The sequence below is a fragment of the Xylella taiwanensis genome, assembly GCF_013177435.1.
GTDB lineage: Bacteria > Pseudomonadota > Gammaproteobacteria > Xanthomonadales > Xanthomonadaceae > Xylella > Xylella taiwanensis.
Genome location: NZ_CP053627.1, coordinates 2,589,475 through 2,610,234, shown reverse-complemented (window position 1 = coordinate 2,610,234; position 20,760 = coordinate 2,589,475). Strand labels below are relative to the sequence as shown.

Genomic DNA, 20,760 nt, shown 5'->3' with positions numbered 1-20,760 from the left:
GTGTCATTTAACGAATCCAACACCATCGAAGCCTATATCCGCGACCTGCTCGCCGGCCCGATCAACGCAACCTCCGCTCACACCATTCAAGAACCCCAAGCCAGCGCTGGCTCCCGCCCCAAAGGCATCGGTTGGCGCTACGTCGCGGCGGCGGCGGTGCCGCGTCAGCTTCAGGAGGTGCTGGTGGAACCGTGGGTACGTGAAGCACTGATCCGCTTAAACCCCGACATCGCTGCTCAGCCCGATCACGCCGATGAAGTGCTCCACAAACTGCGTGCCATCGTGCTATCGGTGCGCTCCGACGGACTGATCCGCGCCAACGAGGAGATGACCGCCTGGATGCGCGGCGAGCGCTCCATGCCCTTCGGCCCCAACAACATGCATGTACCGGTGCGGCTGATCGACTTTGATGATGTGTCGCAGAACCAATACATCCTCACCCAGCAGTACAGCTACCGTGCTGCCGCCACCGAGCGCCGCGCCGATCTGGTGTTGCTGGTCAACGGGCTGCCGCTGGTGTTGATCGAAGCCAAAACCCCGGTCAAGGCGTGCATGAGCTGGTTCGATGCTGCCGTGCAGGTGCATGAAGATTACGAGAAGTGCGTGCCCGAGCTGTTTGTCTGCAACGTGTTCTCCGTGGCCACCGAAGGCAAAGCCTATCACTACGGTTCAATCGGTCTGCCTGTGAATCAATGGGGCCCGTGGCATCTGGAGGGCGCCGCCGCCGCGCGTTCAGATCACCCGTTGCAATCGATCGCCGCATCCGTCCACAGCATGTTGCGCCCCGCGGTGGTGTTGGACATCCTCGCCCATTTCACCCTGTTTGCCACCGACATCCAGAAGCGTCGCAGCAAACTCATCTGCCGCTATCAACAGTACGAGGCCGCTAACAAAATTGTCGAACGCGTGCTGGCGGGTTATCCCCGCAAGGGCCTGATCTGGCACTTCCAAGGATCGGGAAAATCATGGTTGATTGTGTTTGCCGCGCACAAGCTGCGCCTGCATCCCCGGCTGAAGAACCCCACCGTGCTGATTGTGGTGGACCGGGTCGATCTCGATACCCAGATCACCGACGACTTCACCAGCGCAGACATTCCCAATCTGGAAAAGGCCGCCACCTGCCAGACCTTGCAACACCTACTGGCGCAGGATGTCCGCAAAATCATCATCACTACCATCTTCAAATTCGGCGAGGTCAGCGGCGTGCTGAACGACCGCCACAACATCATCGCGCTGGTGGATGAAGCGCATCGCACCCAAGAAGGCGACTTGGGCCGCAAGATGCGCGACGCCCTGCCTAATGCGTTTTTGTTCGGCCTGACCGGCACTCCGATCAATCGCGCCGACCGCAACACCTTCTACGCGTTCGGCGCCGACGCAGATGCGCAGGGCTACATGAGCCGCTACAGCTTCGAAGAATCGCTCCGCGACCAAGCCACGCTGCAACTGCACTTCGAACCCCGGCGGATCGAGCTGCACCTCGACAAGGCGACACTGGACGCCGCTTACAAAGACTTGACCGGCGGCTTGTCAGATCTGGACAAAGACACACTTGCCAAGACCGCCGCCAAAATGGCGGTGCTGGTCAAGATGCCCGAGCGCATCCGTAAAGTGTGTGCGGACATCGTCGCGCACTTCAACACCAAGGTAGCGCCCAACGGATTCAAAGGGCAGATCGTGACCTTTGATCGGGAGTCGTGCCTGCTGTTCAAAGCTGAGTTGGACAAACACCTGCCGCCCGAGGCCACAGAGATCGTGATGTCGGTGCAAGCGGCTGAGAAAAAAGAGTACCCGGAGTACGCCCCCTACGACCGTGCCCGGGATAAAGAGAAAACCCTGCTAGACAACTTCCGCAATCCTACCCACCCACTGAAACTGCTCATCGTCACCGCCAAGCTGCTGACCGGCTTCGATGCGCCGATCTTGCAGGTGATGTACCTGGACAAACCACTGCGTGACCACACCTTGCTCCAGGCCATTTGCCGGGTGAACCGCTGCTACTCCCAGCAGAAGAAGCACGGCTTGATCGTGGATTACCTCGGCGTCTTTGATGATGTGGCGACAGCACTACAGTTCGACGATCAGAGCGTCAAGCAGGTCATCAGCAACATCCAAGACCTGAAGGACACCCTGCCTGAGGCGATGCACACATGTCTGGCGTTCTTTGCCGGTTGCGACCGCCGCTTGCAAGGCTACGAGGGCCTGATCGCCGCGCAGCAGTGCCTGCCCGACCACCAAGCGCGTGACCACTTTGCCGCCGCCTACAGCGTGCTTAACAAGATCTGGGAGGCGCTGTCCCCGGACAGCGTGCTGACCCCTTTCGAAAAGGATTACAAATGGCTGTCCCAGGTCTACCAATCGGTGCAGCCATCCAGCGGCTACGGCAAGCTGATCTGGCATTCCCTCGGCGCCAAGACCATCGCACTGATTCACCAAAACGTGCGCGTGGATGCGATCCGCGATGATCTGGACACCGTGGTGTTGGACGCCGATTTGCTGGAGGCTTTGCTGGCGCATCCTGACCCCAAGAAAACCCAGGACATCGAGATCAAGCTCAAGCGCCGCCTGCGCCGCCATGAGGGCGATCCCAGATTCAAGCCGCTTTCAGAACGGCTTGATGCGCTGAAGGATCGTTTTGAATCCGGACAGGTCAACAGCGTTGAGTTTCTAAAACAATTGCTGGACATCGCCAGGGAGACCCTGCAAGCCGAGCAACACACCCCACCCGAAGCGGACGAAGATCGCGGTAAAGCCGCGCTGACCGAGCTGTTCAACGAGATCAAGACGCCCGCGACCCCCATCATGATTGAACGAGTGGTGACGGACATCGACAACATCGTTCGCCTCGTTCGCTTCCCGGGCTGGCAAGACCGGCTAGCCGGCCAGAGAGAAGTCAAAAAGGCATTGCGCAAGACACTGTTGAAATACCAACTGCACCTGGATCAGGAACTGTTCGAAAAAGCCTACAGCTACATCCGTCAGTATTACTGAGCATTGTGAGCATCGCTGAGTGTTTCAGGATGCCCACGCGGCTCCAAGACAGCGCATCGCCTGCGGCGGGGCGCGTTGACACCCGCCACGCTGGTAGCGCTGCGTAGCGGTGCATCCGCAACGGGTTGAAAACCCCTACAGCGACATGGGTGAATATGGCTAGGCAGTCTCGGTATGACGCAGGGCGGCGGGATGCACACGTGGACAAAAGACAGTGCTTCCCATGCGATGAGGGGTGGCACCAGCAATCGTGTCACCAGCCACCATATTGATTACAGCAACGCTGCTCGGGTGTTCATCTCGAGATCGAACCACCCATATGGGTGGACGTCTTCCCAGAGCAGCGGCGTCAAGGCGGGAGAGCCGCCCAGTGTCCATGTCCCTTGCCAGTGTGGCGGCGCCAGTTTCACCAACGTTGGGGTGTGCACCGTCATCATGCGCCTCAGCATCAGCGGTGAGGCTGCCACAAAAGTGATGGATGGCTACGCCGAGTTCACCCAGGGGCACGTCGCAGTGCCGTGGCGCAACATGCGCAATCGCATGGCCCACGGCAACTGCGACATCAACCTTGAAGTCGTGTAGACAGCGCTGCCGGCGTGATGGCAACAACGGGCTGTCGTGCGGTGAGATATTGATGACGGTCATTTCACCGAACAATGGATGAGATAGCGCGCTGATATGACGTTGGAGCAGCAGATACAGGTGTGGAATGCAGTGGGAACTTGGCTAGCAAGTATCGCCACTTTTTTGGCTATTGTCGTGTCGCTTTACTTGGCTAAAAAATCAGCATCCATCAGCGTAAAAGTAGACGTTGGGATGAGAGTGACTGTGGTGGGGGATGGCGCTAGGGAAGCAACACAAGCGCGTTTGTATACAGCCGTTCAGGGGGCAATATACGCATCAGTGTCCGCAAAATATCGCTCATGGAGAGCAGGCGTTATTCCTGATCTCTTTTAACGAAATGCTAACGTGGCCGGCCTTGTTTACATCTGGGTTTGTTCAAGACACCAGTGATAAAAACCTCAAGACGCTGCGCGCACTCATCTATACATCGGTTGGAAAAACAATCGAAGCAGTTCCAGAAAAGAATCTCTTGAAGAGACTTCAAGCAATCAATACACAGCAGGTCTCGGTAACGTCAGCGTGAGCAGCACATGATGTTGATCGGCGCTGGGCGCGTCTCGACGCAGGATCAGGACCTGGAGCTGCAACGCCAAGCCCTGAGAAGGCTAGATGTAAAAAAGTCTTTGAGGACAACGGCAATGGCACGCCGCCAGACCGTCCAGGCTTGACCAAGATGCTCGACAGGCTCCGCGGGGATGCCCCCTGGGGTGTCTGGAAGTTCGACCGGTTGCGCCGGTCGGTGCAGCCACGGGTTGATCTGCTCGGCGACCTGCCACAAGCAAGGCATCCAATGCAGCCGCGTGACCACACATGACCGCCAGCAACATCAAGTCAGCCCAGCCGCGGTGCGCCAGCGCTGCCCCGTCCCAAGACGTCGCCAAGCAGCGCCGCGTGTCCATGCCGACGTGGGACCGCTGGTGGCCAGCCGCTGCGTGCACGTAGCATGTTTTATTTTCCGTGATCTGAGACGACCCCAACCATGACGCAGCGCTTGCCAACATTCTTCATCTCACACGGCGGCGGCCCTTGGCCCTGGCTGGATGGGATGCTCGCAGGTCCTTACTCGAAGCTGACCACGTCATTGCGACGCATGGCGTCGGATGCGGGCGGGCGGCCGCGCGCCATCTTGATGGTGTCTGCGCATTGGGAGGAACCCGTGTTCACGGTGCAATCCAATCCACATCCACCCATGCGGTATGACTACTCCGGGTTCCCGGAACATACCTACCAGATTCAGTATGCGTCAGCGGGTGATCCCACCTTGGCCGCTCGCGTAGCGGACCTGCTGCGCGAAGCCGGTCTTGGGGTGCGCCTGGACGCTGACCGAGGCTACGACCATGGCATGTATGCCCCTATGGCCATTGCCTATCCGAATCAGGAGATGCCCACCGTGCAACTTTCCCTATTGACCGGACTGGATCCCAAAACACACCTCGCACTGGGACAGGCACTGACCCCGTTGCGCGATGCAGGTGTCCTGCTGGTGGGTAGCGGCTTGAGTTACCACAACCTGCGTGCCTTTGGAGCGGCGGCGCAACATGCCTCCACAGCATTCGATGCTTGGCTACACCACGCCATGGCGTTACCGCCGGCAGAACGGATCCACGCATTGCTTGACTGGGAGCGCGCCCCCGCCGCGCGCCTGGCGCATCCGCGTGAAGAACACCTGCTCCCATTGATGGTCGCTGTGGGGGCTGCCGAACAGGAGACCGCGCGCGCCGTCTATCACGAGCCAGGCTTCATGGGGGGCGTGACAGTGTCTAGCTTTCAGTTCGGTGGCACCGCCCAATGAGCCCCTGCAACGCGGCGTCATGCTGCATCCGTATTGAGTAGCGTTGCGGTGATCGCCATGATGGCCGCTGCCCCCACGGCTTGTGCTCCCCCGGCGTGGTGTGTTGGTACCCGCGAGGCGGTACCGATGATCACAGGTCGAACGGTTGGCCTGCAGGCATCAGCACGCAGATGGCACGTGGCTGCATCGGATGCGTGCCATATGTCCAGCAGCGCGGATCGCGATTGAGTCGTCATCCCTGCGCAGGTATCTGGTTCCCTGCAATCGCTGCGGTGAAGCGGTCTCGGTCATCAGTATCACCGTGATCCGCACGACCACGGAAAACATGAATGACGCGCAGCGGGGCAAGGTGGACGCGGCCAAAGTCAAAGCGGTACGCACGTAGTACTTCTACACGCATCGGGTCATGATCTGGCGTGTGCTGCTTGGCGAATGGAGGCGTGATGCTCCGATCGCGTTCGCGTGCGAAGCCAAGCCGCAGGAGGTGAATGGCGTTCACCATGCCCCCTTGTGGCGAGCGCCTGATGGGATGATGTCTCCAGAAAAGCAGCGCGTCCCGGGGACGGACAGGACATCTACGCGGCACTCGCCTCGCATGTGCCGGGGCGGGATGATGTCCAGCACACGATGGCCGATGCGCCGCCGTGGTCCGCTGTGGGACACAAGACAGGTGTGTGAAAGGATGTGTGACACAGCGACACCGCTTGACCATGGCAGTTGCCGTGCTTTGTTGCTTAGCAACGGTATCAACATCGCCATCCATCGCGCGCGTTTCTCGATCGTTACACCGCATGGCTGATATTCAATGGAGGCTTGTCACGGCGGCGCCCCCATGCGGAACGAGCGCTACCGCGCCTGTTGTGCCCGTGTGCGGGTATGGCGAGCGCGTCAACGTGGTGTCAGGGACCGCCTTGGCCGCGATGGTGTTGGCGTATCCACATCTGCGTACCGCACCGATCCAAGTGCTGCATAACGTAGCTGCGGTACCGGCTGATGATGTGGTCGGCCTGCAACGGGTGGCTGCCTTTGCGCACTTGTTTTTTCGCGCGCCTGTTTCCAAGGGGCGTCGTTTTGAACAGCGCTTTTACTTGCGCACCACTCGGTCATGACGATGGCCTGCTCGGTTTCTTGGTCATGGCGTCAACATCGCGATCCATCACGCGCGTATCTGTCGATCGTTGCACCGCATGGCTGACACCCAAGCGGTGCTCACGGCGCCGATGCCCAGGTTCAGCCCATGCGGAACGAGCGCTACCGCGCCCGTTGTGCCCGTGTGCGGGTATGGCGAGTGGGTCAACGTGGTGTCAGGGACCGCCTTGGCCGCGATGGTGTTGGCGTATCCACATCTGCGTACCGCACCGATCTAAGTGCTGCAAAACGTAGCTGCGGTACCGGCTGATGATGTGGTCGGCCTGCAATAGATGGTTGCCTGCGTGAGCACGTCTCCCGTGAGCGTGTGTCCAATCGTCATCCGCTGCAACGGTAGCCTGGCCTGGTGCCGGCTCATGCGGCGGTGCGATGCAACAAACGGTTGCTGGGTTCGCGGAGACATTTCATCGCGATGGGTTCCAGACACACAGAAAAAAACGGTGCATGCCATATGCAGATGTGACGGGAGTACCCGCTGTTGTTCTATCCATCGCCCAGGGTTCTCCGAGGCGGCGTCATCGAAGCTAGGTGCGCATCGCAGCCGAGGCGCTGTCCCAGTGTATTGATTCATGCTTTAGGGGGATGGTGTTGCTCATGCATCTATCAGCACACGCCGAGGCCGCGTCATCCAAGACAGGCTTGAAGTGCGGCCCACGCAATGTCCCAGGGGATCCGCTCCTGCTCCAGGCGGATGTTGTTGATCAAGGTATTGTGGGTGAAGCCCCCTGTCTTGATCGATTGATAGAGCTGTTGTTCGGTGGCGGTGAGGGATGCAAAGCCGTCGGCAGGGTGCGGTTTTTCTTCTTCCACCCATGCATCGCGATGATTCAGCAGCGTGGCCGCATCCATCAGCACACTGGTGATGTGGGGCAGCTATGTTCTGGCGCGATGCAGCATGGCAAAGCCATGTGTATCGATGTCGCCCCAGTAGAAGCATTGCGCCTGTTGCAGCCATGCCAGCTCACCCAGTACATCAAGCGCATACCCCTGCGCCATGAGCACCACTGCCCCTGCCAGGTCATCGAACGCAAGCCCGGGTTGCAGGTTTTTCACAATAAAGACATGGGTGGGCTGGATGTTGAGCGTGGCGATGTCCGCGTAGGGTGCACAGAGATCGCCAACGCCACCCACAGCGGCGCGCAGCGTTGCGTCCAGAACACGCAAGCGCAGTCGCTTTGGGAGTGGCCGTAAGCCGCAACGCTGCAAAAAGTCGCGCTCGCCTGCCGGGTCGCCCTGGAGCGCGGCCACCAGCGCAGAGAGCAGTCCTTGACGCGATTCCAGCCATTTGGTGTCGACACCGCCACACTGCAACACCGCCGCCGGTACTGCCGTGCGAACATCACCCCGCGGCTGGACACGGCCAAGAGGCTATCGCCCTCCGATTTGAGCACGCTGTGGAAGGATTTCCGCCAACGCTGGCGCGCTGCTGGTCAGCTTCATATCCGATCTCAAAGCCATGTGATGCCGCTGCGCGGTGCTCACCAATCGGGAGCGCGATGACCGGCACGCTGCAACACTGCCGCCGGTACTGCCGCGCGAACATCACCCCGCGGCTGCACACGGCCAAGGGCTATCGCCCGCCGATTTGAGCACGCTGTGGAAGGATTTCGCCCACGCCGGCGCGCTGCTGGTCAGCGGTGCACCCGATCTCAAAGCCGTGTGATGCCGCTGCGCGGTGCTCACCAATCGGGAGTGCGATGACCGGCACGTTGCAACACCGCCGCCGGTACTGCCGCGCGAACATCACCCCGCGGCTGGACACGGCTAAGAGGCTATCGCCCGTGGATGTGAGCACGCTGTGGAAGGATTTCCGCCCACGCCGGCGCGCTGCTGGTCAGCTTCATATCCGATCTCAAAGCCGTGTGGCGCCGCTGCGCGGTGCTCACCAATCGGGAGTGCGATGACCGGCACGCTGCAACACCGCCGTCGCTACTGCCGCGCGAACATCACACCGCGGCTGGACACGGCTAAGAGGCTATCGCCCGTGGATGTGAGCACGCTGTGGAAGGATTTCCGCCAACGCTGGCGCGCTGCTGGTCAGCGGCGCATCCGATCTCAAAGCCGCGTGGCGCCGCTGCGCGGTGCTCACCAATCGGGAGTGCGATGACCGGCACGCTGCAACACCGCCGCCGGTACTGCCACGCGAACATCACCCCGCGGCTGGACACGGCTAAGAGGCTATCGCCCGTGGATGTGAGCACGCTGTGGAAGGATTTCCGCCCACGCCGGCGCGCTGCTGGTCAGCGGCGCATCCGATCTCAAAGCCGCGTGGCGCCGCTGCGCGGTGCTCAATCATCGGGAGTGCGACCGCGTCAAGGTGCAGGTGCTACGCCTGATCCGTGCGATGGCAGGTCAACCCAAACGCCGCCGCTACACCAAGGGATGCAGTCGCATCGTAAGCGTGCTGGGCCGCGATGCCTGCGGTGATCTGTTTGGCCATGTCCGCAGTTTCTACGCCAAGCAGCCGCAGGACACGCAGGTCAAAGCGTTTCAAGAACACCTCACCGCGGACCAGGCCCGCATCGATCTGATGGACCAGGTCATCACACCGTGCGCCGCCGTGTGCAACGCTGCTCGCGATGCCGACGTTGCGGCCATCGGGCACGCCGCGACGCTACCGCGTGGACTTCAAGCATTGGGTGCATCGGGCGTTGCTCTATGTCACCTGTGTGCTGCAGCCACCCCAGCGGCTTGGCGACGTCTTGCCGTCGCGCACATTATCAGTGGCGCAAACGGCTGACCTGCTGCGTGCGGATCACCAAGGCGAGTAGCCACCCGCGCATCGAGACGGATACCGCGTTCACCAAGGAGATTGAGCCAGACGCCTTCAAGAGCGCGCTGCGCGTGCGCATCACCAAGGCCATGAAAAACCCCGCACAGCCCGCGTTGTTGCTGCACTTGATCACGGCATCTATCGCCTGCTATCCAAGCTGCAGATGCTGCTGAGCACGCGCCTCGGCGCCCTGGTCAGCGACGCCAGCAGAACCCAGCCATTCGACCAACGGTCACTGCAGCACGTACTATCGCCGCCTCGGATGGGATGCAGTGGTGTCCTGACGGAGATGCACGCGCGGCTTGGCCAGACTGGCGCGCCCCTCTGGTGCTACGGCATGTCCGCAAGCATCCGGGCGCCAGGCCGCGGGTGTCCTTCAAGGGCAACAACCGCGCCGCTCTTGATCCTGAGGCAGCACGTCCGGTCGCAACGCGACAGGACCTCCACAGTTTCTGACCAAACGGCACACCCGCCTGATGAATGTATTGAGTACCCATTGGAACCTTGACATTGCACATCATCCCCCTTTCCTTGCTACAGCCGCCACGGCGGGAGCGTTGACATCGTGAGCAACACCAAAGAACTCGAACGCGCCGAGCTGCACAAAACCATCTGGCGCATCGCCAATGACCTGCGCGGCAGTGTGGATGGCTGGGACTTCAAGACTTATGTGTTGGGGATGTTGTTCTACCGCTTCATCTCCGAGAACCTGACCAGCTACCTCAACGGGGAAGAGCGTCGCGCGGGCAATGCCGATTCCGACTACGTCACCTTGAGCGATGAAGATGCCGAGTCCGGCCGCGCCGTGACGGTGGATGAAAAAGGCTTTTACATCCTGCCTTCCGCACTGTTTTGCAACGTGCGCGCGCGTGCTGAGCAGGACGACAACCTCAACGAAACCTTGGCGCGCATCTTTGCCAACATCCAACGCTCGGCCATGGGTGCCGCCAGCGAGGCCAACTTCAAGGGGCTGTTTGATGATCTCGACGTCAACAGCAACAAGCTCGGCCCCACGGTCGCCAAGCGCAATGAAAAATTGGTCAAGCTGCTCAATGCCATCGGCGACTTGCCCCTGGCCGGCGGCAGTAACGGATTTGCTGACAACACCATCGATTTGTTTGGCGACGCCTACGAATACCTGATGCAGATGTACGCCTCCACGGCGGGCAAGTCCGGCGGCGAGTTCTATACCCCGCAGGAAGTCTCTGAATTGCTGGCCCGCATCACCCTGGTCGGCAAGACCGAGGTCAACAAGGTGTATGACCCGGCGTGCGGCTCGGGCTCGTTGTTGCTCAACGTCGTCAAGGTGCTGGGTCACGGCAAGGTACGCCAGGGCTTCTACGGGCAGGAGATCAACCTCACCACCTACAACCTGTGCCGCATCAATATGTTTCTGCACAATGTGGATTACGAAAAGTTCCATATCGCCCACGGCGACACCCTGACTGACCCGGCGCACTGGGACGATGAGCCCTTCGAGGCTATCGTCTCCAATCCGCCGTACTCGACCAAATGGGAGGGCGATGCTAATCCCTTGCTGATCAACGACGCGCGTTTTGCGCCCGCAGGGGTGCTCGCCCCCAAAAGCAAGGCGGATCTCGCGTTCACCCTGCACATGCTGAGTTGGCTAGCAGTCAACGGGACCGCGGCGATTGTTGAGTTTCCCGGCGTGCTGTATCGCGGTGGTGCGGAGCAGAAAATCCGCCAGTACCTTATCGATAACAATTACGTGGATGCCGTGATCCAGTTGCCGCCTGATCTGTTCTTCGGCACCACGATTGCGACGTGCATCATTGTGCTGAAGAAATCCAAGTTCGATAACGCCACGCTGTTTATTGATGCATCAAGTTTGTTCGTGCGTAGCGGCAACAAGAACAAGCTGCTGCCCGAACATCGGCAAAAAATACTCGACGCCTGTATCGCTCGCCAGAACAGCGACCACTTCGCACGCTTGGTCGAGAATGCCGACATTGCCGCCAACGCCTACAACATTGCCGTGTCCAGTTACGTTGAGCAGGCCGACACCCGCCAGACCACCGACATCAAGGCGCTCAATACCGAAATCGCCCGCATCGTGGCAAGACAAGCGCAATTGAGACAGCAGATTGATGCCATCGTGGCCGATCTGGAAGGAGACCAGCCATGAGTGAGCTACCCAGTGGTGACATCATCAAACAGCGGCGCTCCCATGTGCAGCCATGGAGCGTCGCCATGCGCGGCACCGCCTGGCAACGCGCGCGCCACATCAGTGACCAGCAAGCGATGGGTAACGTTGCAGTGGACTATCAGCAAGACCGTGCGCACTGCGCCGCCCAGGTGTTTGATGTGGAGGTGGCCTCTTTGGAAACGGTGCAGACGCTGCAGAAAACAATCAGTGGAAAGAAATAGGCATGAGTCGGATTGATGAGTTGATTGCAGCGCTTTGCCCAGAGGGGGTGGAGTTTAAGACACTGTGTGAGATATTCGACATGAAGGCAGGAAAGTTCATTTCCTCCAATGAAATATCCAAAATCCAAGACGAGCATTTTCTGTATCCGTGCTATGGCAGTAATGGTATCCGTGGGTTCGTTCGGCAAAACAATCAAGAGGGCAAGTACATCCTCATCGGGCGAATAGGTGCACTGTGTGGAAATGTGAAGCGAACTCACGGGAAATTCTTCGCAACAGATAATGCTGTTGTCTGCAATGGAAAAGTTGAAGTGGACATGGATTGGGCATTCCATTTGCTTTCCGTCATGAATTTGAATCAGTACGCGACGAAAGCGGCGCAGCCTGCGCTTGCAGTTGGAACGCTTGATCAAGTCAAAGCCCCCCTTCCACCCCTCGAAGTGCAACGCGAAATCGTGAAAATGCTTGATACTTTCACCCAGTTGCATGCGGAGTTGCATGCGGAGTTGCATGCGCGTCGGCGGCAGTACACCTACTATCGCGATGCGCTCTTGACGTTCGGTGAGCGCACGGATGTTGATGCAAGCATCAGGTGGATGACTTTGGGTGAGATTTGCAAATCTGTTTCGTCTGGCGGAACCCCATTATCTACGCGTACCGATTACTACGGAGGTGATATTCCGTGGTTGCGTACTCAGGAAGTCCGATATACAGATATTTTGGATACTGAAATTAAAATCACTGAGAAGGGGCTCAAGGAGTCGGCGGCAAAATGGATTCCGGCCAATTGCGTCATTGTCGCTATATCAGGTGCAACAGCAGCCCGGTCTGCAATCAATAAGATTCCGCTGACTACCAACCAACACTGTTGCAACTTGGAAGTTGATCCGACTCAAGCCAATTACAGATACGTATTTCATTGGGTCAGCAAGGAATACGAGAGGCTCAAGGCTTTGGGGCAGGGCGCGCGAGCCGATTTGAATTCCGGGATCATCAAAAGTTATGCGATTCCCATTCCCCCTCTAGAAGAACAAGCCCGCATCGTTGCCATCCTCGATCGCTTCGATGCGCTGGTCAACGATATTTCCTTCGGTCTGCCCGCCGAAATCCAAGCCCGCCGCCAGCAATATGCGTATTACCGCGACCGGCTACTCACCTTCAAGGAAGCCAGATGAGCGAACCCCGCACCCCGTTCCGTTACGCGCCCATTGCCGTGTCTGACGACAGCACAGTTGTTGCCGAATTTCAGCTCGATACGCTCGGGGTGCGTGAGACGGCGTACCAGTCTGAAGCCGAATTGGAACAGGCGTTTATTCACCAATTGCAGCAGCAGGCGTATGAGTATCTGCGCATCACCTCGGAGGCTGAATTGGTGGCCAATCTGCGCCGCCAGTTGGAAAAACTCAACAAGATCACCCTGTCTGAGGCGGAGTGGGAGCGTTTTTTCAGCACCTGCATCGCAGGCGCGAATGATGGCATCGTGGAAAAAACCGCGCGCCTTCAAGAAGACCCTGTGCAGCTGTTGAAGCGCGACGACGGCACCACCAAGAACATCTATTTGATCGACAAGGACAACATCCATAACAACACCTTGCAGGTGATCAATCAGTACACCGTCAAGGGGGAGCGTGGCAACCGTTATGACGTGACGGTGTTGGTCAATGGCCTGCCGATGGTGCACATCGAGTTAAAGCGCCGCGGCGTGGATATCCGCGAGGCTTTCAATCAGATCACCCGCTACCAGCAGAGCAGTTTTTGGGCGGGCTCGGGGTTGTTTCAGTACGTGCAACTGTTTGTGATCAGTAATGGCACGCTGACCAAGTACTACAGCAATACGGTGCGCGCGGCGCATGTCAAGGAGCACACCGCCAAGCACCGCAAGAGCACCACCTCCAACAGCTTTGCCTTTACCAGTTGGTGGGCTGATGCGCGCAACCAGCCGATTACGGAACTGACGGGGTTTACCAAGACGTTTTTCGCTAAGCATTCCTTGCTAAACGTGCTCACCAAATACTGTGTTTTCCGGGTGGATCGTACCTTGCTGGTGATGCGGCCCTATCAGATTGTGGCCGCCGAACGCATCCTGCAACGCATGGTTACCACCGCCCATCAGAAGCAGTGGGGAAGCGTGGCGGCGGGCGGCTACATCTGGCACACCACCGGCAGCGGTAAAACCTTGACTAGTTTTAAGGCGGCGCAATTGGCGTGTGGCGTGCCTGGGATCGACAAGGTGCTGTTTGTGGTGGATCGCAAGGATCTGGATCACCAGACGATGCAAGAGTACGAGCGCTTCAAGAAAGGGGCGGCTAACTCGAATGCGTCCACGGCGGTGCTGCAACAGCAGTTGGAAGACGCTGATGCCCGCATCATCATCACCACGATCCAGAAGCTGTCTCGCTTTGTTGCCAAGCACAATAAGCACCCGGTGTATGCGGCCCATGTGGTGGTGATTTTCGATGAGTGTCACCGCAGCCAGTTTGGTGACATGCATACCGCCATCATTCGGGTGTTTCAGCGTTATCACCTGTTTGGCTTCACCGGCACGCCGATTTTTGCGGAGAATTCAGCCGGTACGAGTAACGCGCAGCGACGCACCACCGCGCAGGTGTTTGGCGAAAAGTTGCACACCTACACGATTGTCGATGCCATCAACGATAAAAACGTGTTGCCGTTTCGCATCGACTACATCAACACGATCAAAGCGCTTCCGGGGAGCCAGGACACGCCGATATCGGCGATCGACACCGAACGGGTGCTGTTGGCACCGCAGCGCATCACTCAGATCGTGGGCTACATTCGCGCGCATTTCGACCAAAAAACCAAGCGTGCCAGCCACTACAGCCATGAAGGCAAGCGTCTCGCAGGCTTCAACGCCTTGTTTGCTTGCGCGTCCATTGAGGCCGCCAAACGTTATTACGCGGAATTTGCAGCACAGCAAAAAGAGCTTCCCGAGGCGCAGCGGCTGAAGGTGGGGTTGATCTATAGCGTGACTGAGCAGGGGCAGGACAGTGATGGCCTGCTCGGTGAGGAAGCCTTTGAAACGGAGGGATTGGATCAAAGTGCACGGGATTTTCTCCAGGCGGCAATCCAGGATTACAACGCCCTGTTCGCGACTCGCTTCGGCATCAAGGCCGATGAGTTTCAGAACTACTACAAGAATGTGTCGGAGCGTCTGAAAACGCGTCAGTTGGACATTGTCATCGTGGTCAACATGTTTTTGACCGGCTTTGATGCCACCACGCTCAACACCTTGTGGGTGGACAAACCCCTGAAGGCGCACGGCTTGATACAAGCGTATTCGCGCACTAACCGCATCCTCAATTCGGTCAAGACGTACGGCAACATTGTTTCGTTCCGCAATCTGGAGCAGGAAACCAACGCCGCGCTTGCGCTGTTTGGCAACAAGGACGCTAAAGGCATCGTGCTGTTGAAGCCTTATGCGGCGTATTACCAGGACTACACCACGCGCGTTGCGGAACTTGTTACGAAATTCCCACTCGGGAACGCCATCGTCGGCGAGGCAGCACAAAAGGAATTTATCCAGTTGTTCGGCTCAATCCTGAGGCTGAAAAATATTTTGACCTCCTTTGATGATTTTGCCGGTCACGAGATCCTCAGTGAGCGCGATTTTCAGGATTATCAGAGTGTGTATTTGAATCTATACGCGGCATTCCGCAGCACCTCGGAGACCGAGACAGCATCCATCAATGACGATGTGGTCTTCGAAATCGAACTCATCAAGCAGGTAGAAGTCAATGTTGATTACATCCTGTGGCTGGTCGCCCAGTATCTGAAGAAAAAAGGGACGGGCGATGATCAGGACATCCGCAGCACCATTGAAGGCGCTGTCAATGCCAGCCCTGGCCTGCGCCACAGGAAAGACGTGATTGAACAGTTTGTCGATGCGGTCAACACCAAGACCAAGGTGGATGCGCAGTGGCAGGCGTTTGTTGCAGCGAAAAAGACGGCTGAGTTGGAACGGATCATCACGGAAGAAAACCTCAACGCGGAGGCCGCTCGCGAATTCATTGACAATGCGTTCCGCGACGGTGGCGTCTCGACCATCGGCACGGCAATCACTAAAGTTCTGCCGCCAGTGTCGCGGTTCTCGAAGAATAATGACCACGCCGTTAAGAAGCGGATCGTCCTGGACAAACTCGCTGTGTTCTTCGAACGGTATTTCGGGTTGGCGTGAGGCAGGGAGCGCGGCTGCGCTCAATCCAAACCGCCCATGAGGCCATGAGGGCCGCGGTGCGCCGCGAGGCTGAGCGGATCGAGGAGGATGCGACGTACTCCAGCACGGGACATCTCAAGGCCGCGGCGCCCGTGATGTGGATACACCGCCATGATGGGCGGGGTGGTGCGGCTACCGTGCTGGGTGCAATGGTGGGTGCCGCGTTGCTGCAGAGCCAAGCTCAGTGCGCGAGTGGTTGCACCCTGCTGGCATCGTGGCTTACAGCGGTGCTGACGTTTCTAAAACCCAACGCATCTGCAGTGATACATCCGGCGCCCGCAGCGCAATGCCTGTTTCTTAAAAACGAGGCACGTTTGTTGCGTGAGGGTGTGCTGTTGCAGGTGCATCGGTGGGATGCATGGCCTGACAGGTTGTAGGTGCTGGCCGCCCCACGCAATACGTTGCATCGGAAAAGCCCGAGGAGTCCTCGCAGAGCATGCGTTGCCGCGCGTCAGAGAATCGATGAAGACGCAGCGACCTAGCACGTGGACCAGAAGACATGGCAGCTGTGGTTATTGAGAGTGCTGACCGACATTGCCAGTAGCACGCTGTTTGATGAAAGTGCGCCGTGGTCGATCACGACGTCGATTGCAGCACTGCAAGCGCTCCGCATGTCTGCTGCGGCACGATCTTGCCTCGGTGGATGGATGAACATTCAGACATCGATGACATGATCGTGTTGCGTCACACCGCGGCTACAGTGCCGATGTAGGTCAACAGATGGAACAGCTGCGTCGAAAAATGCGATGCGGCATCGCACCTGTATCCATCCAGAGCGACGCTTGTTCTCCAACGCAAGCACATCACGGGTGACGTGGTGCTTGCGATAACACCGCGGTTTGGCGTGTTGCAGATTCGCAACGCGGCGGAGGGTTGAATGATCAGCCATCTGAACGCCTGCAACGCCCCATTGGAAGCAAAAAACCAGGAGAACAACACGTTGCTCAAACCAAGCATTCGGTTGCTGCAATAGTGGAATGCAAGCAGCGGCGTGCGATTCAATTCGTTTGAGATGCAACAATGCATGGGCGCGCAGCGCGTCTGGTCGCTGTCGCATCAGCAGGATGATGTGTTTAAGCTGATCGACCAGCTCAGTATCAAAGCGTCTGATGGCGCAACATGGGTCAATCGTGAAATGTGGCGTACGCAAGCCAGCGTCGCCGCGGTGAAGCGCTACGCAACAGAGCAGCGCCTGGTATCCACTGAGAAGGCAATCAAGCCGTTATTTAAGATGTGAAGGAGCGTGTGATGACATTGAATCTGGGGAAAGCGGTATTGGATTGTTTAAAAGCACGTCCCGAAGAAAAGTGGACGGCAAGGCAGATCGCCGAATGGGTCTTTAGCACCTATCCTGCGGAGTGTCAGCAGAAAAAAGCCAATAGCAAAAACCATAACATCAAAACCGATGGCGATTTGGTGCAGCAGTTGCAGGCGGAAATTGGTTCCCGGCGTCTTGGGTTGCAGAAGCGACACCCGGAGTTGAAGACGACCGAAGGCAAGCCACGCAAGTACTACTACACGGAAAAATCAGATGTTGCGGAAGTGGCGGCGGCTGAAAGTGCCGCCACGGCGACTACGAGGAACACCGATGGCAAGACGCTGGGGGAGCACGCGCTCTATCCACTGCTGTCGCTGTATCTGTGGGAGGAATTTGGGGTGTATTCAAAGCGTATCGACGAGAAGCGCGCATCCAACAAGCGAGGGCCCAACGGCAACCGATGGTTGTACCCGGACGTGGTCGGGGTGGAGGATTTGGGGGCTGAGTGGCACCAAGAAGTCCGCGATTGTGTCAACCAGTATTCCGACAAGCGCACCACGTTATGGTCGTTTGAGGCCAAGGTGCTGATCAACCAGTCGAATGTGCGTGAATGTTTCTTTCAGGCCGTCTCCAATTCGTCATGGGCGAATTTCGGCTATCTGGTCGCCGCGGAGATCGAGGGCCAGCACACGCTCAAAGAATTACGCATGTTGTTCGCGGCGCATGGCATCGGGCTCATCAAACTGGATGTGGAAGATCCGGCAGACAGTCAGGTGTTAATTCCTGCCCGGGAAAGAGATGAAATCGATTGGGACATGGCCAACCGGCTGGCGACCGAGAACCGGGATTTTCTGGAATACGTGAAGCTGGTGAAGCAGTTCTATCAAACCGGCGAAGCCAGATTGGGTGATTGGGATATCCCAGAGACGACGGACTGAGGAAGGCGGTTTAACGGTGGCGCATCAGATTGCAGCGCGGCACATCTGGCTGAAACGCGCCATATCAGGCGTGGCGCGCCTCGTTGCGAGCCCCGCTCACCCGTCACCCAAGCATGCGCACCCGCGCTGCTTGGCTGTGGCGACGTTGGACGTAGCGCACCTGGCCTCGCGCATCAGCGGCGTCGCTGCTGTCTTCATGGCGCACTCAAACCCATCCAGCAGGCTGGTTGGTGAGGATATGTCGAGGCCGCGCAATGGCACCGCGGCGCTGCATGCTGCCTTGCATCAATGGCGCATGGGGCGTGCTTCGTGTTGTCCTGGATCACATGTAAGGAGTTGTTTGGCGGTAAAACCAACGGCGGCGGCATGGTGTGGGATCAGGCGTTGCGAAGCCGCCAAACCGCCGCCGCCTTGCGCCGTGTCAGCATCCTGGCCAGCGTCATAGATTGATCGGCCTTGTTCCGTTGCAGCACAGTGGCCCAATCCTTGGTGGATACGGCGCTGCAATGGCGATGTCTGAGACGCCCAGCCTCAAGATGGAAGATGAAGTCTACGCTGGCGGCGCGGGGCGCTTCCGGCGTGATGGTCAGCACGGGGCCGTCACCCAGGGGTGTCGGCAGCGCCGTTTGGAGGCTGCGTGTTCGATCGGGGTTCACGGTGGCCGCGGTGATGGATGGCGGTTTGGTGTCGCGCAACTGGCTGTCGCCGATTCTCCAGAACATAGCCGCTCAGAGGTACGGATACGGATGCGTGCGGCCCAGATCGTGCTGCGCGATGCGCTGCACTCTCTCGAAGCGCTTCACCAATGCGATGACCATTTGAGGCACGTCGCTCACGACCCCGCCCGGTGGAACACGTGCCCGAGAAACTACACGTCCAGCACCCCGGCCCACAGCGCTTGGTTGGCTTCCGTCCATGCGTGCAGGATGCCCATACCCCGGCCAGCGGTGACGCTGGCCGCTGCGGTGTAGGTCGTGCAGTACAGCGTCATAAACCCGTAGGTGAGCATCGGGATCACCCTGACCAACAGTGCAGCGGCCCCGCGCCCGCTGGAGTGCTGCCCTTGGGGGCGACAGCTGCGCGCCGCGTCTTGATGGATCCGGCCTGCCACGCGGCAGCTGCGCTTGCGACGCGCGCGGCGATCTGCGGGGTGCTGCGCACTGTCTCGCACTCCAACGCCTGGTCCTGTATCACCCGCGCGTGGCCGCGGGTGCTCTTACGGCTGGGCCACTTCAGGACTTCTGGCGCGAGACGGCAACATCTGCCGCGGAGACCACCGTGCCGGGGTCGATCATTGGGCAGCTCCAATCCGCGTGGCGTTGCTGGCAGTACCGGCCAGCAACGCGGCGATTGTGATGATGCTCTGCCACACGGTGAGGTGGCCATGACGCCACGCTTCCAGCAAATGGTGCAACCCGTGGATGTCATGCGCGGCGCGGTCGTTTCCCAGGTCGAGATGAGCAAGACAACGTCCAGCGCCACGCTCCGCGGTGCAGGTGCACAGAGCGTCGCAGTCCTCGCGGCGCAAGAGCAGCATGGGCGCGCTGCGTGTTGTTCGGATGCGTTTATTCCAGAGATGCGAAATCCGCCCGATCCAGGCGCATCAAAGCGGTTTTCAGGGGGCATCGCTGTAGCACGTGGAGGAGGAACGAGCCAAAAAAACCAACCAGGAACCGTTGGTTTTTTGAATAGTGGCGGTGGGGTGATATCCCACACCAAACGACCCTTGAAACAACGCTTGATAAGTCCGGAATCCAAGCGCTGCAAGCTGCGCTGAACCCGTGCGAACGCGATCCAGAAGCCTACCTTTGCCTCATGCGGCAGCGCATGATCAAGCAGGCTTTCGGACCGATGGGTGGCCGATATGCAGCCGCAACATTGGCTGCTTTGCGCAACCAGTTCACATCCACGCACTGGAATCGAACCCGCGTCCCCGCTGACCCGCAGCGCAAGTCGTACCAAACCCTACGGCCACGACCATGCTGGTGCAGCGTGCCGCTTACGACCAGTGCACGGACATGCGGCTTGAGCGTGGTGCGGCTGGCCCTGCTCAGCTTCATGGTCTTGCCGAGCGTCATACGGCCATGCTCGCGAACAAACGCGACAATCTGTAACGACAACTCAGACATCGCCGCTCGTAGGATCTTTTCGCGCTCGACGTTCTCAGCGGGTTCATGGTGCCAGCGCCGCTGCGCTGCTTGGGCGGTAGCGGCCTTATTGTGATGCGACCAGAGATACTCAGAGAGCTGCGATTGTCGCTGCTGTTCTCCACAGTCAGCCGACTATCGAGCAGCCGAGCACCGGCCACGGGTACGCACGTCGTGCCGGTACTGTAGCGCTGACTGATCGTTGGCACCCCGCACAGCTGATCCGGCCACGTACCCACAAATACATCCCATGCATCCAGCAACAGCTCCAGCGCCCCGCGTATTTAAGCCGGGTGCGGAGAGTTTGGATGTGGAGTGTGTGCTGTACTTTTCGAACTGAGCCTGAGTGTTTTTCTGAAGTTGGCGTGAGTGGAATGTCCGCGCACGGCTTAGCACATTTTTACGCTGGCCGGATTAAAATGTGATAAATATCACCTTATCTCATGGAGCATCCCTCACCTGACCT

26 protein-coding genes and 2 pseudogenes are annotated in these 20,760 nt (G+C 58.6%); 22 read left to right on the top strand and 6 right to left on the bottom strand.

Translation table 11 applies throughout. The features are described 5' to 3' along the window. Entirely contained in the window at window positions 1–2,991 is a 2,991-nt protein-coding gene (locus tag PLS229_RS10975) for a type I restriction endonuclease subunit R (RefSeq protein ID WP_038272782.1), read from the top strand. A 159-nt stretch (window positions 2,992–3,150) separates the two neighbouring features. Here PLS229_RS10975 and PLS229_RS10970 read toward each other — a convergent pair whose 3' ends face one another. Further along, a complete protein-coding gene (locus tag PLS229_RS10970) occupies window positions 3,151–3,636 on the bottom strand; it encodes a hypothetical protein (RefSeq protein WP_038272779.1) in 486 nt (161 codons plus the stop codon). Window positions 3,637–3,829: 193 nt separating this feature from the next. On the opposite strand from PLS229_RS10970, the gene PLS229_RS10965 reads away from it, so the two are divergent. From PLS229_RS10965 to PLS229_RS10955, 4 genes and pseudogenes are all read left to right on the top strand, one after another. Then, a complete protein-coding gene (locus PLS229_RS10965) occupies window positions 3,830–4,138 on the top strand; it encodes a hypothetical protein (RefSeq protein ID WP_038272777.1) in 309 nt (102 codons plus the stop codon). Window positions 4,139–4,145: 7 nt separating this feature from the next. Then, window positions 4,146–4,283: a hypothetical protein gene (locus PLS229_RS12345; protein ID WP_230428255.1), complete on the top strand. Its 138-nt coding sequence runs from the start codon at window positions 4,146–4,148 to the stop codon at window positions 4,281–4,283. After that, a pseudogene (locus PLS229_RS12340) lies at window positions 4,277–4,429 on the top strand (recombinase family protein); the annotation flags it as partial. The gene PLS229_RS12345 and the pseudogene PLS229_RS12340, both read left to right, overlap by 7 nt. 165 nt (window positions 4,430–4,594) lie before the next feature. Beyond that, window positions 4,595–5,407: a DODA-type extradiol aromatic ring-opening family dioxygenase gene (locus PLS229_RS10955; protein WP_038272775.1), complete on the top strand. Its 813-nt coding sequence runs from the start codon at window positions 4,595–4,597 to the stop codon at window positions 5,405–5,407. 17 nt (window positions 5,408–5,424) lie between these two features. On the opposite strand, the gene PLS229_RS10950 is transcribed toward PLS229_RS10955, so the two are convergent. Together PLS229_RS10950 and PLS229_RS10945 are read right to left on the bottom strand one after the other, a co-directional pair. Then, window positions 5,425–5,643 (bottom strand): hypothetical protein, encoded by a 219-nt coding sequence (locus PLS229_RS10950; protein WP_038272773.1) that lies wholly within the window; start codon window positions 5,641–5,643, stop codon window positions 5,425–5,427. Further along, window positions 5,640–5,906, bottom strand: a complete 267-nt coding sequence (locus PLS229_RS10945) for a hypothetical protein (RefSeq protein WP_152536660.1) — start codon at window positions 5,904–5,906, stop codon at window positions 5,640–5,642. Before PLS229_RS10945 ends, PLS229_RS10950 begins: the two co-directional genes overlap by 4 nt. Before the next feature lie 292 nt (window positions 5,907–6,198). Between PLS229_RS10945 and PLS229_RS10940 the strand changes: the two genes are divergently transcribed. Both PLS229_RS10940 and PLS229_RS10935 read left to right on the top strand, forming a co-directional pair. Next, complete coding sequence (locus PLS229_RS10940) at window positions 6,199–6,516, top strand: hypothetical protein (protein WP_160199317.1); 318 nt, start codon at window positions 6,199–6,201, stop codon at window positions 6,514–6,516. A 78-nt stretch (window positions 6,517–6,594) separates the two neighbouring features. Next, window positions 6,595–6,774, top strand: coding sequence for a hypothetical protein (locus PLS229_RS10935; protein ID WP_038273245.1), 180 nt, complete (start codon window positions 6,595–6,597; stop codon window positions 6,772–6,774). Between the two features lie 406 nt (window positions 6,775–7,180). Here PLS229_RS10935 and PLS229_RS12335 read toward each other — a convergent pair. Next, window positions 7,181–7,804: pseudogene (locus PLS229_RS12335) on the bottom strand (Wadjet anti-phage system protein JetD domain-containing protein). A gap of 226 nt (window positions 7,805–8,030) precedes the next feature. On the opposite strand from PLS229_RS12335, the gene PLS229_RS10925 reads away from it, so the two are divergent. The 5 genes from PLS229_RS10925 (at window position 8,031) to PLS229_RS10905 (ending at window position 9,502) form a co-directional block, all read left to right on the top strand. Continuing rightward, a complete protein-coding gene (locus tag PLS229_RS10925) occupies window positions 8,031–8,219 on the top strand; it encodes a hypothetical protein (RefSeq protein WP_114867197.1) in 189 nt (62 codons plus the stop codon). Window positions 8,220–8,253: 34 nt separating this feature from the next. Beyond that, on the top strand, window positions 8,254–8,460 hold the full coding sequence (locus PLS229_RS10920; RefSeq protein ID WP_162814111.1) for a hypothetical protein: 207 nt from the start codon (window positions 8,254–8,256) through the stop codon (window positions 8,458–8,460). Next, entirely contained in the window at window positions 8,457–8,663 is a 207-nt protein-coding gene (locus PLS229_RS10915; protein WP_114867196.1) for a hypothetical protein, read from the top strand. The genes PLS229_RS10920 and PLS229_RS10915 overlap by 4 nt, the downstream gene beginning before the upstream one ends. A 177-nt stretch (window positions 8,664–8,840) precedes the next feature. Further along, entirely contained in the window at window positions 8,841–9,296 is a 456-nt protein-coding gene (locus PLS229_RS10910; RefSeq protein ID WP_038272991.1) for a hypothetical protein, read from the top strand. Between the two features lie 8 nt (window positions 9,297–9,304). Next, on the top strand, window positions 9,305–9,502 hold the full coding sequence (locus PLS229_RS10905; protein WP_038272989.1) for a hypothetical protein: 198 nt from the start codon (window positions 9,305–9,307) through the stop codon (window positions 9,500–9,502). Window positions 9,503–9,523: 21 nt separating this feature from the next. On the opposite strand, the gene PLS229_RS10900 is transcribed toward PLS229_RS10905, so the two are convergent. Continuing rightward, on the bottom strand, window positions 9,524–9,850 hold the full coding sequence (locus PLS229_RS10900; protein ID WP_160165231.1) for a hypothetical protein: 327 nt from the start codon (window positions 9,848–9,850) through the stop codon (window positions 9,524–9,526). Between the two features lie 44 nt (window positions 9,851–9,894). On the opposite strand from PLS229_RS10900, the gene PLS229_RS10895 reads away from it, so the two are divergent. The 10 genes from PLS229_RS10895 to PLS229_RS12835 all read left to right on the top strand — a co-directional run bounded on the left by PLS229_RS10895 (window position 9,895) and on the right by PLS229_RS12835 (window position 19,924). Next, complete coding sequence (locus PLS229_RS10895) at window positions 9,895–11,475, top strand: type I restriction-modification system subunit M (protein ID WP_038272985.1); 1,581 nt, start codon at window positions 9,895–9,897, stop codon at window positions 11,473–11,475. Beyond that, window positions 11,472–11,717 carry a hypothetical protein gene (locus tag PLS229_RS10890; RefSeq protein WP_038272984.1) on the top strand — a complete coding sequence of 82 codons (246 nt, stop codon included), beginning with the start codon at window positions 11,472–11,474 and terminating at the stop codon, window positions 11,715–11,717. The genes PLS229_RS10895 and PLS229_RS10890 overlap by 4 nt, the downstream gene beginning before the upstream one ends. 2 nt (window positions 11,718–11,719) lie before the next feature. After that, complete coding sequence (locus PLS229_RS10885) at window positions 11,720–12,892, top strand: restriction endonuclease subunit S (protein ID WP_038272982.1); 1,173 nt, start codon at window positions 11,720–11,722, stop codon at window positions 12,890–12,892. Then, on the top strand, window positions 12,889–15,912 hold the full coding sequence (locus tag PLS229_RS10880; protein WP_038272980.1) for a type I restriction endonuclease subunit R: 3,024 nt from the start codon (window positions 12,889–12,891) through the stop codon (window positions 15,910–15,912). Before PLS229_RS10885 ends, PLS229_RS10880 begins: the two co-directional genes overlap by 4 nt. Before the next feature lie 44 nt (window positions 15,913–15,956). Then, complete coding sequence (locus tag PLS229_RS10875; RefSeq protein WP_200866219.1) at window positions 15,957–16,328, top strand: hypothetical protein; 372 nt, start codon at window positions 15,957–15,959, stop codon at window positions 16,326–16,328. Between the two features lie 635 nt (window positions 16,329–16,963). Next, window positions 16,964–17,188 carry a hypothetical protein gene (locus tag PLS229_RS10870; RefSeq protein WP_152536668.1) on the top strand — a complete coding sequence of 75 codons (225 nt, stop codon included), beginning with the start codon at window positions 16,964–16,966 and terminating at the stop codon, window positions 17,186–17,188. A gap of 11 nt (window positions 17,189–17,199) precedes the next feature. Next, complete coding sequence (locus tag PLS229_RS10865) at window positions 17,200–18,147, top strand: COG2958 family protein (RefSeq protein WP_038272973.1); 948 nt, start codon at window positions 17,200–17,202, stop codon at window positions 18,145–18,147. Between the two features lie 309 nt (window positions 18,148–18,456). Further along, the gene (locus PLS229_RS10860; protein ID WP_162814110.1) at window positions 18,457–18,597 is read left to right on the top strand and encodes a hypothetical protein; all 141 of its coding nucleotides are present in this window, start codon (window positions 18,457–18,459) and stop codon (window positions 18,595–18,597) included. Beyond that, window positions 18,594–19,118 carry a hypothetical protein gene (locus PLS229_RS10855; RefSeq protein ID WP_162814109.1) on the top strand — a complete coding sequence of 175 codons (525 nt, stop codon included), beginning with the start codon at window positions 18,594–18,596 and terminating at the stop codon, window positions 19,116–19,118. Before PLS229_RS10860 ends, PLS229_RS10855 begins: the two co-directional genes overlap by 4 nt. Then, the gene (locus tag PLS229_RS12835) at window positions 19,004–19,924 is read left to right on the top strand and encodes a hypothetical protein (protein ID WP_160165228.1); all 921 of its coding nucleotides are present in this window, start codon (window positions 19,004–19,006) and stop codon (window positions 19,922–19,924) included. Before PLS229_RS10855 ends, PLS229_RS12835 begins: the two co-directional genes overlap by 115 nt. Window positions 19,925–19,949: 25 nt before the next feature. On the opposite strand, the gene PLS229_RS12015 is transcribed toward PLS229_RS12835, so the two are convergent. Continuing rightward, window positions 19,950–20,276 (bottom strand): hypothetical protein, encoded by a 327-nt coding sequence (locus PLS229_RS12015; RefSeq protein WP_201745751.1) that lies wholly within the window; start codon window positions 20,274–20,276, stop codon window positions 19,950–19,952. Window positions 20,277–20,760: the final 484 nt, after the last annotated feature.